This is a genomic window from Marinobacter sp. AL4B (assembly GCF_019916045.1).
GTDB lineage: Bacteria > Pseudomonadota > Gammaproteobacteria > Pseudomonadales > Oleiphilaceae > Marinobacter.
In genome coordinates, this window is record NZ_JAILWZ010000013.1 from 271111 (window position 1) to 286203 (window position 15093).

The 15093-nt window shown below is 54.3% G+C and carries 10 protein-coding genes; 6 read left to right on the forward strand and 4 right to left on the reverse strand.

The window, feature by feature from the left end:
* Window positions 1-14: 14 nt before the first annotated feature.
* Both aceF and aceE read right to left on the reverse strand, forming a co-directional pair.
* Window positions 15-1688, reverse strand: a complete 1674-nt coding sequence (gene aceF, locus K5L82_RS11575; RefSeq protein ID WP_223134260.1) for a dihydrolipoyllysine-residue acetyltransferase — start codon at window positions 1686-1688, stop codon at window positions 15-17.
* Between the two features lie 10 nt (window positions 1689-1698).
* Window positions 1699-4362 (reverse strand): pyruvate dehydrogenase (acetyl-transferring), homodimeric type, encoded by a 2664-nt coding sequence (gene aceE, locus K5L82_RS11580; protein WP_223134261.1) that lies wholly within the window; start codon window positions 4360-4362, stop codon window positions 1699-1701.
* A gap of 599 nt (window positions 4363-4961) precedes the next feature.
* On the opposite strand from aceE, the gene K5L82_RS11585 reads away from it, so the two are divergent.
* A complete protein-coding gene (locus K5L82_RS11585) occupies window positions 4962-6326 on the forward strand; it encodes a KamA family radical SAM protein (RefSeq protein ID WP_133007456.1) in 1365 nt (454 codons plus the stop codon).
* Between the two features lie 69 nt (window positions 6327-6395).
* On the opposite strand, the gene trxA is transcribed toward K5L82_RS11585, so the two are convergent.
* Window positions 6396-7259 (reverse strand): thioredoxin, encoded by an 864-nt coding sequence (gene trxA / locus K5L82_RS11590; RefSeq protein WP_223134262.1) that lies wholly within the window; start codon window positions 7257-7259, stop codon window positions 6396-6398.
* A gap of 134 nt (window positions 7260-7393) precedes the next feature.
* Between trxA and lon the strand changes: the two genes are divergently transcribed.
* On the forward strand, window positions 7394-9844 hold the full coding sequence (gene lon, locus K5L82_RS11595) for an endopeptidase La (RefSeq protein ID WP_223134263.1): 2451 nt from the start codon (window positions 7394-7396) through the stop codon (window positions 9842-9844).
* Window positions 9845-9968: 124 nt separating this feature from the next.
* Here the strand turns inward: lon and K5L82_RS11600 are convergent, their stop codons facing one another.
* Entirely contained in the window at window positions 9969-10463 is a 495-nt protein-coding gene (locus K5L82_RS11600) for a MarR family winged helix-turn-helix transcriptional regulator (protein ID WP_114334515.1), read from the reverse strand.
* A 201-nt stretch (window positions 10464-10664) separates the two neighbouring features.
* Here K5L82_RS11600 and K5L82_RS11605 point away from each other — a divergent pair, with 201 nt between their 5' ends.
* The 4 genes from K5L82_RS11605 (at window position 10665) to K5L82_RS11620 (ending at window position 15093) form a co-directional block, all read left to right on the forward strand.
* A complete protein-coding gene (locus tag K5L82_RS11605) occupies window positions 10665-11576 on the forward strand; it encodes a tetratricopeptide repeat protein (protein ID WP_223134264.1) in 912 nt (303 codons plus the stop codon).
* A 113-nt stretch (window positions 11577-11689) separates the two neighbouring features.
* Window positions 11690-12802, forward strand: a complete 1113-nt coding sequence (locus K5L82_RS11610) for a branched-chain amino acid ABC transporter substrate-binding protein (RefSeq protein WP_133007452.1) — start codon at window positions 11690-11692, stop codon at window positions 12800-12802.
* A gap of 96 nt (window positions 12803-12898) precedes the next feature.
* On the forward strand, window positions 12899-13822 hold the full coding sequence (gene livH / locus K5L82_RS11615) for a high-affinity branched-chain amino acid ABC transporter permease LivH (RefSeq protein ID WP_223134265.1): 924 nt from the start codon (window positions 12899-12901) through the stop codon (window positions 13820-13822).
* On the forward strand, window positions 13822-15093 hold the full coding sequence (locus K5L82_RS11620; protein ID WP_133007450.1) for a high-affinity branched-chain amino acid ABC transporter permease LivM: 1272 nt from the start codon (window positions 13822-13824) through the stop codon (window positions 15091-15093). The genes livH and K5L82_RS11620 overlap by 1 nt, the downstream gene beginning before the upstream one ends.

Below are 15093 nucleotides of genomic sequence, written 5' to 3' on the forward strand. Positions count from 1 at the left end.
GCAAAAGGCTAAGACTACAGCAACAAGGTGCGGATATCCCCAAGCACCTGCGTGAGCAGACTGGTGAATCGTGCCGCATCCGCGCCGTTCACTGCCCGGTGGTCGTAAGACAACGACAAGGGCAGCATCAAGCGTGGCTGAAACTCGTTACCATCCCACACCGGCTTCATAGCTGCTTTAGACACACCCAGAATAGCCACTTCCGGGGTATTCACGATCGGCGTGAAAGCAGTGCCACCAATACCACCCAAGCTGGTGATAGTGAAGCAAGCGCCCTGCATTTCAGCCGGTTTCAGCTGCTTGTCCCGGGCCTTCTGTGCCAACTCGGCACTTTCAGCCGCCAGTTCCCACAGGCCTTTTTGGTCTACGTCCCGGATCACCGGCACCATCAAACCGTGCGGGGTGTCCACCGCAATGCCGATATGGATGTACTTCTTGCGCACTACTTCCTTGCGCTCCATATCCAATGACACGTTGAACTGGGGCAATTCTGCCAGTGCTGCGGCACATGCTTTTAGCAGGAACGGCAGGGGCGTCATTTTCACACCACGTTTTTCACCGGCCGCTTTTTGCGCTTTGCGGAAGGCTTCCATCTCCGTGATATCCGCATCATCAAACTGGGTTACGTGGGGCACGTTCAGCCAGCTGCGCTGCATGTTGTTCGCTGTAGTGAACATCATGCGAGACATGCCTTCCCGCTTAATTTCACCGAACTTGCTGAAATCTGGCAGTTTGACAGCCGGGATGCCGTTTCCGCCACCCACAGAAGAACCCTGCTGTACCTGCTGCAGCTGACCCTTCACGTAATCCTGAACATCGTCTTTCAGGATCCGGCTCTTAGGGCCTGAGCCCTTGATACGGGTAAGGTCTGCACCCAACTCCCGGGCCAATTTACGGACCGCCGGGCCAGCATGCACCTTGGCACCCGGCGAAGGCGGGGCGTAGGTGGCACTTTGAGCCGAGCTGTCTTCCTGTTTTTCAGGTTTGGAGTCAGATTTTGACTCAGACTGGTCAGCGCTTTCCTTCGACGGCGCTTTCTCTTCGGTGCTTTCAGCTTCGTCCGACTCATCACCTTCGTCTTCGATAACCAGATCCAGCAAATCGGCGCCTTCGGACAACTTGTCGCCCTCTTTCACCAGTATCTTGCTGACTTTGCCAGCGAAGGGAGACGGAATTTCCATGGTCGCTTTGTCCGATTCCACCGTCACCAGTGGATCGTCTACTGCAACCGTGTCGCCCTCGGAGACGTTAATCTCGATGACCGGAATGTCTTCCATACCATCAAGCGAGGGTACTTTCACCCGTTCAGTACGCGAGCCACCTGACTGTTTTTTCGGAGCCGGCTTGCTGTCTTCGGACTTAGCTTCCGCTTTCTCATCCGTATCGACTTTGCTCTCGGCCTCGGCACTCTCGGAACCCTCTTCCGAGTCGTCTGAATCGCCGGAATCATCGCTGGCAACGAGCATAGCCACCACATCGCCTTCTTTGATTTTGTCACCGACTTTAGCGGTTATTTTGCTGATCTTACCGGCGGCCGGGGACGGTAATTCGACCGTCGCCTTGTCGGTTTCAACCGTCAAAATCGGATCTTCTTCCTGTACTGTATCCCCTTCGCTGGCGATGATTTCGATCACTTCGACTTCATCAGCACCGCCGAGATCGGGAACTTTAATTTCCTGTTCACTCATAGCGGACTCCTTAGCTGTGCGCCGGGTTCGGTTTGTTGCGATCGATACCGTACTTGCGCATCGCTTCGAGAACCTGCTTCTGGTCGATTTCGCCGTCTTTAGCTAAAGCCGCCAAGGCATCAACCGCGACGTAATAACGGTCTACTTCGAAGAAATTGCGAAGCTTCTCGCGGGTGTCACTGCGGCCGAAGCCGTCGGTACCCAACGTCATGTAGGTAGCCGGGACATAGGCCCGTAGCTGTTCAGAATGCAGCTTGATGTAGTCGGTTGATGAAATCACCGGCCCTTTCTGCTTTTCCAGACACTGGGTTACATAGGCCTTACGGGGCTTGTCATCCGGGTGCAGGGCATTCCAACGTTCAACGTGTTGACCATCGCGGGCCAGCTCGTTGTAGCTGGTCACACTCCAGACATCCGATGCCACACCCCAATCTTCTTTCAACAACTGGGCTGCTTCGCGCACTTCGTTGAGAATGGCACCAGCGCCCATCAGCTGAACTCGCGGCGATTTTTTCTTGCCTTTGGCTTCAACGGATTCAAACAGGTACATGCCTTTGATGATGCCTTCCTCACAACCCTTCGGCATCGCAGGCTGCACGTAGTTCTCGTTTTCCATGGTCAAGTAGTAGAAAACGTTCTGGTCCTCTTCAAACATTTCCTTCATGCCGTGATGGATCACTACGGCCATTTCGTAACCATAGGCCGGGTCGTAGGCCTTACAGTTCGGGATGGTATTCGCCAACACATGGCTGTGGCCGTCCTGGTGCTGCAAACCTTCACCGTTCAGCGTGGTACGTCCTGCGGTGCCACCGATCAGGAAACCCCGAGCCTGCATGTCGCCAGACGCCCAAGCCAGATCGCCAATTCGCTGGAAACCAAACATGGAATAGAACGTGTAGAACGGAATCAGCGGGAAGCTGTTATTGCTGTAGGAAGTAGCCGCAGCCATCCAGGTCGCCATGGCACCGGCTTCGTTGATGCCTTCCTGCAAGATCTGGCCCTGCTTGGCCTCACGGTAATACATGATCTGGTCACGGTCTTGAGGCACATACATTTGCCCTTCAGACGTGTAGATACCCAGCTGACGGAACATGCCTTCCATACCAAAAGTACGGGCTTCGTCGGGAACGATCGGTACCACACGCTTGCCCACACGCTTGTCTTTAACCAAAGCACCCAGCAAACGCACAAACGCCATAGTGGTGGAGATTTCGCGATCACCAGAACCTTCCAGCACCGCTTTGAAGATATCCAGATCGGGTATCTGCAACGGCTGACAGTCTTTATTACGTTTCGGGTAGAAGCCGCCCAGTTCTTGGCGCTTCTTCTTCATGTACACCAGTTCGGGGCTGTCCGGTGCCGGGCGGTAATAGGGCACATCTTCCAGCTCCTCATCTTTGAGGGGCACACCGAACCGGTCCCGGAACGCTTTGAGGGTATCCAGATCCAGCTTCTTCAGCGAGTGTGCGGTGTTCTGCGCTTCACCCGCTGCGCCAAAGCCGTAACCTTTGATGGTGTGGGCCAAAATCACCGTCGGTTTGCCGTTATTCTGGTGCACCGCACGGTGATACGCCGCGTACACTTTATAAGGATCGTGGCCGCCACGGTTCAGTTTGGCGATGTCGTCATCTGACAGGCCTTCAACCAGCTTAGCCATTTCCGGATATTTCCCGAAGAACTCTTTGCGGGTGGCGGATGGGCCTTTGAACGCGTAGTTTTGCAGATCACCGTCGCAAACCTCATCCATAGCCCGCTGCATGACGCCGTCTTCGTCTTGATCAAACAGCGGATCCCACATTCGACCCCAAACGACTTTAATGACGTTCCAGCCGGCACCCCGGAAAGAACCTTCCAGCTCTTGCATGATCTTGCCGTTACCACGAACCGGACCATCCAGACGCTGCAAGTTGCAGTTCACCACGAAGATCAGGTTATCCAGCTTTTCTCGGCCAGCTTTGGAGATGCAGCCCAAGGTTTCGGGCTCGTCACACTCGCCGTCGCCCAGGAAGCTCCAAACCTTTCGATCGCCCATGTCGATCAGTTCGCGGCTGTGCAAATACTTCATCACATGCGCTTGATAGATGGATTGGATCGGCCCGAGCCCCATGGAGACAGTGGGGAACTGCCAATAGTCTGGCATCAACCATGGGTGCGGGTAGGAGGACAGACCTTCACCACCGGTTTCTTCACGGTATTTGTCCAACTGCTCTTCACTGAATCGACCTTCAAGGAACGAACGCGCATAGATACCCGGCGACGCATGCCCCTGAAAATACACCAAATCTGAATCCCGCTTGTCATCGCCACCGTGGAAGAAGTAGTTGAAGCCCACGTCATACAATGTGGCAGCAGAAGAGAACGTAGAAATATGCCCCCCCAAATCGCCCGGGCGCTTGTTAGCCCGCACCACCATAGCCATGGCGTTCCAGCGAATCAGTGAACGGATTCGGCGCTCCATGAACAGATCACCCGGCATTCTAGCTTCCTGCGTTACCGGAATAGTATTGCGGAATGGCGTTGTGATGGAGTACGGCAGCTGAGTGCCATCTCGACTGGCGCGCTCGGAAAGGCGCTCCAGTATGTACTTAACTCGATCTATACCTTCATTCTCGATCAGAGATTCCAGTGCATCTAACCATTCTCTGGTCTCAATGGGATCATCATCCTGGTACATCTAACCCTCCCCTGAACCTAACGAGTGCAACGTGCGCCACGATCAGCAGCCAAACACGATGCGAAATTGGAAACTGCGATAACAGGCAGCTTTATTATTGAAGTAACAGCTTGCGAGAAATGCTGAGTGGCCTGCATGACTTCCCTCAAGCATAGAACAGCTTTCATTTTTTTCCTGTGGCGGACTGCCACAGGCAATGCGGCTCACTGAAATTACGTACTTTTAGCAAAACAAACACGTTTTTTAGCCAGAAACCTGAAATAACGACATCAAGGCACGCATAATTTCTGTTTATTTACGTAATAATGACCAACTCACTTCATTAAAACAACACACCCCCGACCAAGGTCTGATACCCGAACCGCCCCAATAAACCTTCGCGTCGCTAAATATTTTTCCTGTTCCCGACGAACGACCACACCCCGTAATGACAGGCCTCCACCCCAAAACAGAACCATTCAGGGCAATGCGACCCCACGGGCAAATTAATTAGAACTGAAAATAATTTCAGAATTCTGTATAATTTTCGGCCCGTTTTTTAGGCAATTATGAAGGTGCTATAGCCTTCTTTTATTTTATTACCCAACAGAGGGCGATCTATGAACTCCATCGTCACCTTTCCTAACCGTATTCCGGTGCAGGAATTCGAAGAGCGCCGGTTTAAGGTGTTTACTGACCGCCAGCTCGACAAAATTGAAGCCATTCAGGGCCTGCCAGAGGAAACCCTGTTTGAGATGAAGGTTGTGGCCAGCGTGTTGCCCTTCCGCGTCAACGAATACGTCATCAACGAGTTGATCAACTGGGACAAAGTTCCAAACGACCCCATCTACCAGTTAGTGTTCCCGCAAAAGGGTATGCTGAAGGACGAGCATTACGAGCAGATGGCACAAATGCACCGGGACGGCGCAGACAAGAAAGAAATCCAGGCCGTTGCCAAGCAAATCCGCGATGACCTGAACCCGCACCCAGCCGGCCAAATGGAAATGAACATGCCGGAGCTGGACGGCGAAGTGCTGGACGGCGTACAGCACAAATACCGCGAAACAGTGCTGTTCTTCCCAGCCCAAGGCCAGACCTGTCACTCATACTGCACCTTCTGCTTCCGCTGGGCGCAATTCGTCGGCGACAAAGACCTGAAGATGTCCAGCACCGAAGCCGAGAAGCTTCACGGCTACCTGCAGGAACACACCGAAGTGACCGATCTGCTGGTAACCGGCGGCGACCCCATGGTTATGAAAACCAAAAGCCTGGCCCAGTACCTGGAACCACTGCTTCAGCCGGAATTCGACCACATCCAGACCATTCGAATCGGTACCAAGGCCCTCACCTTCTGGCCCTACCGCTTCGTAACCGACAAGGATGCAGACGAACTGATCGAGCTGTTCGCCAAATTGGTTGATGCCGGCAAGCACGTAGCCATCATGGCGCACTACAACCACTGGCAGGAAATCACTACCGACATCGCGGAAGAAGCCATTCGCCGCATCCGCGCCACCGGAGCAGAAATCCGTGCGCAGGGCCCGCTGATCAAGCACGTCAACGACGACGCCGACGCATGGGCCAAGCTGTGGAAGAAAGAAGTGAAGCTGGGCATCATCCCTTACTACATGTTTGTAGAGCGGGACACCGGCGCCAAGAACTACTTTGAAGTGCCGCTAGCGGAAGCCTACAACATCTACCGAGAAGCCATGAAGAAGGTCTCCGGGCTGGCCCGTACCGCACGAGGCCCCAGCATGAGTGCCGGTCCCGGCAAAGTAGAAATCCAAGGCATTGCCGAAATCAAAGGCGAAAAGGTTTTCGTGCTGCGCTTCCTGCAAGGCCGCAACCCGGACTGGGTACAGCGCCCGTTCTTCGCCAAGTTCAGCGAAACAGCCACCTGGCTGCATGAGCTGGAGCCTGCCTTCGGAGAGGAAAAGTTCTTTTTTGAAGATGAGTTTGAACAGATGCAGAAAGGGAATGGATAACACCCTTGCCTGACGCAGATACAAAAAGGCCAGATGAAGGAATTCATCTGGCCTTTTTACTGTGCGACCTCAATGCATCAACGTATACAACTTTCTCCGATACGTCCGCACATCCGCATTGTTATTGCCCAGCTTCTCAAACAACTCCACCAACGTCGACTTGGCCACACCGTCTTTATAAGTGCTGTCCGCCTGCATGAGCCGGATCAACAAGTCCATCGCCTCTGCGTTCTCCTCCTGCAGCACCTTATGCAGCGCTAACTGGTGCAGGGCTTCCGGATCCTTTGGATTGACATCCAATGCTTGCTCCAAACCTTCAAGAGCAGGCAGCTCACTGGACTGCTTTAGAAACTTGATCCGAGCCGCCAGCTGTTTGGCCTTGGTCTGCAGCTTCTCTTCCGGTGGCAAGCTGTCGAGCACTTGTTCGGCCGTTTCGAGATCGCCCTGTTCGGCTTTGAGCTGGGCCAGATCAATCAATACGTCGAGATTTTCCGGGTCCTTCTGGTTCATTTCCGTCAGAATCGCCAGCGCACCGTCCAGATCACCCGTTTCCCAAAGCGCATGAGCTTTTTCGTAAGGGTCTTCTGCCGGCAGTTCAACGTGCTTCTCCAGCACTTTGCGGATTTCACTTTCCGGCTGGGCGCCATTGAATCCGTCTACAGCCTGGCCATCTTTCACAAGAATAACGGTGGGCAGGCTGCGCACCCCTAGGGACGAGGTCAGCTCCTGCTGCTCGTCGGCATTCACTTTTGCCAGCAGAAAATTGCCCTGATATTCGTCCGCCAGTTTTTCCAGTATCGGCATCAGCTGCTTGCACGGCGCACACCAATCCGCCCAGACATCCACCAAGATGGGCGTTTTAGCGGAGGCTTCCATCACCTCCTGCGGAAAATTGTCCATGGTGGCATCAAAGATATAGGCTGAAGCAGTCATAAAGTAACCCGGTCAAAAGGATGTTTGATGGCTTTGGTAATGGGGGCCAAACAATAAAAAATCAAGCCAACTTGAAAATCGCACCATCGCCGTCACATAGGACAGTAAACACTCACGCCTTTAGAGCGAACGGTATGAACGACGAAAACCGCAAAGACTCCCTGGACGAATTTGAAGAAGACGTGACCGAATACATCGGTAAAGAAGAAAATAACAAGGCCCTCGCGTTGCCACAACAAGCCCGGCCAAACAGAATGTATGTGCTGCCTGTCACCAACCGGCCATTTTTTCCGGCACAGGTGCAGCCGGTGATGGTCAACGAAGATCCTTGGCAGGAAACCCTGAAACGGGTGGCGGAAACCGATCACAAAATGCTCGGCATTTGCTTTGTTGAGGACACCGAGAGTGACTCAGGCGTGCCTGCCAGCGACGAACTGGAATTAATGGGCTGCGCCGTTCGGGTTCATCAAGCCCAGCACGACAACGGCAAAGTCCAATTCATTGCTCAAGGCTTGCACCGTTTCAAGATCGTGCAATGGCTGCGCCGCCGCCCGCCCTATCTGGTGGAGGTCGAGTACCCGGAAGAGCCAGAAGAGCCGGCCGATGAGCTTAAGGCTTACACCCTCGCCATCATCGGTGCCATCAAGGAACTGCTGCGCACGAATCCGCTCTATGGCGAAGACGTAAAACAGTACCTCTCGCGCTTCGGCCCGGATGACAGCTCGCCACTGGCCGACTTCGGCGCTTCTATGACCAGCGCACCCGGGCAGGAGCTGCAGGAAGTTCTGGATACGGTTCCGCTGCTTCGCCGCATGGAGCGGGTGCTTCTGCTCATGCGCAAAGAGCTGGAAGTCGCTCGCCTGCAGTCCGAGATCAACGAGGAAGTGAACGAAAAGGTGCAAAAGCACCAGCGTGAATTCTTCCTGCGCGAGCAACTGAAGGTCATTCAGCGCGAGCTCGGCATCGCCAAAGACGACAAGACCGCCGATGCAGAGCGCTTCGAAGCGCGGATGGCCAAACTGAACCCGCCGGACGCGGTGCAAGAACGCTTCGACGAGGAAATTCAGAAATTGCAGATTCTGGAGCAAGGCTCGCCGGAATACGGCGTCACCCGCAATTACCTCGACTGGCTCACGCAAGTGCCATGGGGCGAATACTCCGAAGACCATTTCGATCTCGCTGCTGCGCGAAAGATATTGGACCGGGACCACGACGGCCTGAATGATGTCAAAGACCGCATCATCGAGTTCCTTGCTGAAGGCTCTTTCAAAGGCGAAATGAGTGGCTCCATCCTCTTGCTGGTTGGCCCGCCGGGCGTGGGCAAGACATCGATCGGCCACTCCGTGGCAGATGCTTTGGGCCGCGAATTCTACCGTTTCAGTGTTGGCGGCATGCGCGACGAAGCCGAGATCAAAGGCCACCGCCGCACCTACATCGGCGCGATGCCGGGCAAATTTGTGCAAGCACTCAAAGACACAAAAGTTGCCAACCCCGTCATCATGCTGGATGAGATCGACAAAATCGGCTCCTCCTTCCAGGGCGACCCGGCGTCCGCCCTGCTGGAAACTCTGGACCCGGAGCAAAACAAAGAGTTTTTGGATCACTACCTGGATGTCCGCATGGATCTGTCCAAGGTCCTGTTCATCTGCACCGCCAACCAGCTAGACACCATCCCCCGGCCACTACTAGACCGGATGGATGTGATTCGGTTGTCTGGCTACATCGGTGAAGAAAAGCTTGCCATTGCCAAGCATTACCTGATCCCTCGCCTGCTCAAACGTGCCGGCTTACTGAAAAAACAGCTAAACATTTCAGACGCTGCCGTGCGCCAAGTGATCGAAGGGTATGCCCGGGAAGCTGGCGTACGCAGCCTTGAAAAGCTGCTGCACAAAATTATTCGCAAAGGCATTGTGAAACTGCTGGAACATCCGGGTGAACCGGTCAGAGTCGGTGTGGGCGACTTAACCACCTATCTCGGCCAACCAGCATTCCGTAAAGAAAAATCCCTGAAAGGTACTGGTGTGGTCACTGGTTTAGCGTGGACCGCCATGGGCGGAGCTACTCTGAGCATCGAAGCCTCCCGCGTGCATACCCACCATCGGGGTTTCAAACTGACGGGGCAGTTGGGAGACGTCATGCGCGAGTCCGCAGAAATCGCCTACAGCTACGTGGCTTCCAATTTGAAACGCTTTAAAGGCGACCCGACCTTCTTCGAGAAGTCTTTCGTACACTTGCACGTGCCCGAAGGCGCAACACCGAAAGACGGCCCCAGCGCCGGTGTCACCATGGCAACCGCCCTGCTCTCGATCGCCCGCAGGGAAGCACCCCAGCAGAATCTGGCCATGACCGGCGAGCTAACGCTGACTGGACAGGTACTACCGGTCGGTGGAATTCGTGAAAAGGTGATTGCCGCCAGAAGGCAGAAAATCAGCAACCTGATTCTGCCCGAGGCAAACCGGGGGGATTACGATGAGTTGCCGGATTATCTCAAAGAAGGGCTAACCGTGAACTTTGCCAAGAACTACAACGACGTGTTTCAGGTGTGCTTTGGCAATAAGCCGAAGAGTGGGTCTAGCGTGCATTAACCCATACCGATAGCCCGATCGGTACTGGGTGGGGCGTGTGTTTTCTGCCAGAAGAAGATGTCTGAGCGAAGCGAGTTATTATTCCAAAGAAAACATACGCCCCACCCAGTGCCAGGCCCCAACCTCAGGCCTTCTCCTTCCAGCCGTCATCCTTCAACACAGACCCCACCGTCAGAACTGGCGAAGCATCAATGTCATCAGCGTCCATCATGTGAGCCACACGCTGCAACGACGACAAAATCATCGTCTGCTCCCACTCTGCCAGATTCTGAAACTTCTCAATGAAGTCTTCCTGCAAAGGGTTCGGCGCACGAGCCAAAAGATCCGCTCCGTCTTCAGTCAAATGCGCATGCACCTTTCGCTTATCCTTCGTGCTACGCACCCGATAAACCAGCTTACGGTGCTCAAGGCGGTCGAGAATGGTCGTTACCGTTGCCTGACTGAGACTGACATTCTCGGCAATCGTACCGATTGTCACCTCACCCAAATCACGAATGGTGCGCATAATCAGCAACTGAGGCCCCGTCAGCCCGGCATGCTTACTCAACCGTTTCGAATGCAAATCCGTTGCCCGGATAACCCGCCGAAGCGCTACCAACACCTGCTCGTAACTATCCAAAACTCGACTCCCAAGCGATTTGTTTATACCTCTAACTATTAGAGGTCTTCGCCCTCTTTGATGCAAGTGCGAATATTACCTAGCTCACCTGCAACGCCCCATGCCGCCAACTCGCGCTGCCCCTCGGCATTATTTCTAATAGCCACTGTGCTAAGGTCATTCACTGATACTGTTCTACTCACCGAAAAGCGGACATCTTTAATGATCAGGCACTACCTCGTTTTCATCCTCGCCCTTATTTTTGCCGGACACCTCCATGCACAAGGGCAGGAACTTGGCCCAGACAAAGAGCTGTCAGCCGAAGACTTGGAAGAAAGTATCAAAACACTGGAAAAACCGATGTATACGCCCTTCGTAGAGCTATACCTGCTCGACGAAACAAAAGCACTTAGACAAGACATGCAAAACACCCGTGCCGAGCTGATAGAGAAAGTCGTCGAGAAGGAGCTGTCGGTGGCCGACAAATCCATGTCTTATGCCGCCGATACGGTCACCTACTTCTTCTACTTGATTGCTGGCGCCACCTCCATTCTCGTCGTTATCGGCTGGAACTCGATTCGCGACATGCGCCACCAGCTCACAGGCCTTGCAGAAGAACGAGTTAACGAATTGGTGGTGGAATACGAAAAGCGCTTGAAGGCCATTGAAGTGCAGTTACAGCAAAAGTCGGAGATCATTCACCAGAACCAGGCGGAAATCGAGCTAACCAACGAAGTCCATGCGCTCTGGCTCAAAGCCAGCCAGGAAACGTCGCAACAGAACAAGATCAACACCTACGACCAGATTCTGGAACTCCGGCCAGACGATGTTGAAGCGCTGAGCTACAAAGCCGATGCCGTTCTCGAAATACAAGAACCGCTCTGGGCCATCAGCCTGTGTAACCGCGCGCTCAAACTGGCACCAGACAACGGCCATGCGCTTTACCAACTGGCCTGCGCCTTTGCCGAGATCGGCCGCTGGGAAGACGCGGTTGCCAACCTTGCAAAAGCCATCGAGATCTCCGAAGCCTACCGAGACGATGCATCGGTTGACCCAAGCTTCGAGCAATTGCACGATCACGAAAACTTCAAAAATTTGGTTTATATCGATCACGACGATTCGCAAGATGCCTAAACTGGCATATGTATCGCAGCCCTACACGCATTTGCTTGACAAGGCCTGAACTGTGGTGTTTCTTAACTCATTGTGAACATAAGAAGAACCCTGAGACACAGGAACAAAACACGATGAACATTTCCGCAAAGAAACTCGCTACCGCTGTAAGCGCATCTGTAGCTCTGATGGCCGCAAGCCATGCTACCGCAGATATCAAGATAGGCATTGCAGGCCCCATGACCGGCCCGGTCGCCCAGTATGGTGACATGCAGTTCTCTGGCGCCCGCATGGCCATCGAACGCATCAACGCCGCCGGCGGTGTGATGGGTGAAGATCTGGTTGCTGTTGAAGTCGATGACGTTTGCGACCCAAAGCAAGCCGTTACCGTTGCTAACCGCCTGGTGAATGAAGGCGTTCAGTACGTTATTGGCCATCTGTGTTCCAGCTCGACCCAGCCTGCCTCCGACATATACGAAGATGAAGGCATTCTGATGATTACCCCGGCGTCTACCAGCCCGGAAATCACCGAACGCGGCTATGAGCTGGTGTTCCGCACCATTGGCTTGGACAGCATGCAGGGCCCAGTCGCCGGTAACTACATCGCCAGCCAGAAGCCAGAGCGAGTTGCCGTTGTTCACGATAAGCAACAGTACGGTGAAGGCATTGCCACTGCGGTTCGTGACACGCTGAAAGATGCGGGCATCGAAGTTGCCATGTTCGAAGGCATCACCGCCGGCGACAAAGACTTCTCCTCGCTGGTCACGAAAATCAAGCAAGCCGACGTGGATTTCGTCTACTACGGTGGCTACCACCCTGAGTTGGGACTGATTCTGCGCCAAGCTCGCCAAACCGACGTTGAGGCCAAGTTCATGGGCCCGGAAGGGGTTGGTAACAAAGACATCAACACCATCGCCGGTGAAGCCGCAGAAGGCTTACTGGTCACCCTGCCACCAAGCTTTGATGAGAAAGCCGAGAACCAGGAACTGGTCACAGCCTTCAAAGACAAGGGCGAAGACCCATCCGGTCCGTTTGTTCTGCCTTCTTACACCGCTGTTCAGCTAGTCGTTGAAGGTATCAAGCAAGCCGATTCCAAAGACCCGTTTGACGTTGCCGCCGCTCTGCGCGCCAACAGTTTCGAAACGCCGATCGGAACCGTTCAATACGACAAAGCCGGGGACCTGAAGTCCTTCGAATTTGTGGTGTACGAATGGCATTCTGACGGCAGTAAGACTCCGGCACAGTAAGCCAAATCCTCTTACGAGGTATGAATAAGAGCACCTTCCAACCGCGATCCGGGGGAAGGTGCTTTTCTGGCCGTATGCACTCGGAGCTCCCCCAGCATGCAAGACCTCCTATATTTTTCTCAACAGCTCGTTAACGGGCTCACGATCGGGAGCGCTTACGCCCTGATCGCCATCGGCTATACGATGGTTTACGGCATTATCGGCATGATCAACTTCGCCCACGGCGAAATTTATATGATCGGCGCCTACACTGCGCTTATTGCCATTACCGGTTTAGCCACCCTCGGCGTTGCTTGGTTACCCGTCATTTTGTTGGTTGCGCTGATTTGCGCAGTGATTGTATCCAGCTCTATGGGCTGGGCGGTTGAACGAGTCGCCTATCGCCCGGTACGCGGACGTCACCGGTTAATACCGCTCATCTCCGCCATCGGTATGTCGATCTTTCTGCAAAACTACATCCATCTGGCCCAAGGTTCACGCAACATCGGCTTCCCGGCGCTGATCGACGGAAGTTTTCGCTTTGGCGCACCTGAAAGTTTCCAGCTTTCCCTGTCTTACATGCAAATCACCATTTTTATCACCACACTGATCTGCATGACCCTGCTCTCATTGTTCATTTCGCGCTCTCGCATCGGGCGAGCTTGCCGGGCGGTTTCTCAAGATCTGGGGATGGCGAACCTGCTGGGCATCGACACCAACCGGATCATTTCCGCGACCTTTATCATCGGCGCATCGCTGGCAGCAGTTGCCGGCTTGTTACTGGGCATGTACTACGGCTCGGTTGATCCACTGTTTGGTTTTATCGCCGGCCTGAAAGCGTTCACCGCAGCGGTACTCGGCGGCATTGGCAGCATTCCCGGCGCCATGCTGGGCGGCTTGATTCTCGGCGTTTCCGAGAGCATGACCTCCGGCTACTTAAGCGGAGAGTACAAAGACGTTGTTTCGTTCAGTTTGCTGATACTGATTTTGCTGTTCAAACCCACCGGCCTGCTTGGCAAACCGGAGGTTGAGAAGATCTGATGGCAACACACAACTTAAAGCACGCGCTGTTCTGTGCGATCGTTACTGTCGTTATCGCCTACCCTATCCTCGGTCTCGACTTGGTGGCCCAAGGCACCCAAATTGGGCTTGAAGGTGCCACCCCAACCACCATCATTTCGATCTTTCTGGCGGCCGGCATCGTCTTTTTCTTCCAGCTGTTCCGTGACAACATCATGGGCAATTTAGGCAAACTGCCTAAGCTGAACCCGTTAAGCGGCCGTGAACCCATGCCCGCCGAGAAACGGGCGAAAGTGGAAGCTTGGGTGCTAACCGCCATTATCGTCCTGGCCTTGTTCTGGCCGTTCGTGGTGTCACGGGGTTCCGTCGATTTGGCCACACTGGTGCTCATCTACATCATGCTGGCTTTGGGTTTGAACGTGGTGGTCGGCCTCGCCGGCCTTCTCGACCTTGGCTACGTTGCCTTCTATGCGGTGGGCGCTTACACCTTTGCGCTGCTCTACCAGTACTTCGGATTCACCTTCTGGATGGCCTTGCCGGTTGGCGCTCTGCTGGCCGCGACCTTTGGTTTGGTGCTCGGGTTCCCGGTGTTACGGCTGCGAGGCGACTATCTGGCCATCGTGACACTGGGTTTCGGTGAAATCATTCGTATTCTTTTGAATAACTGGACGGCGGTTACCGGCGGCCCTAACGGTATCGGTGGCATTCCAGACCCGACCTTGTTCGGCATGGAGTTCGGGCGCAGGGTTAAAGGTGAAGGCAACACATCCTTCCATGAAACCTTCGGCATTGCCTACAGCGGTGAACACAAGGTTATATTCCTGTACCTGATCGCTCTCGTACTGGCCGTCATTACTGCGCTGGTCATCCGCCGCTTAATGCGTATGCCGGTTGGCCGGGCCTGGGAAGCCCTTCGGGAAGACGAAATTGCAGCCCGTTCCCTCGGTTTGAGCCGCACCGCCGTTAAACTGTCTGCGTTCACCATTGGCGCGTTCTTCGCCGGCTTTGCTGGCACCGTCTTCGCGTCCAAACAGGGCTTCATCAGCCCAGAATCCTTTGTCTTCCTGGAATCCGCCATCATTCTGGCCATCGTTGTGTTGGGCGGCATGGGTTCTCAGATTGGCGTTATTCTCGCGGCGATCGCCGTCACCATCCTGCCGGAGCTCGCACGCGAGTTCTCAGACTTCCGAATGCTCGTCTTCGGGGCCGCCATGGTTCTGATGATGGTATGGAGGCCTCAAGGTCTGATGCCTATGCGTCGAATTCCCATTTCACTGAAACGGCAGGAGTGA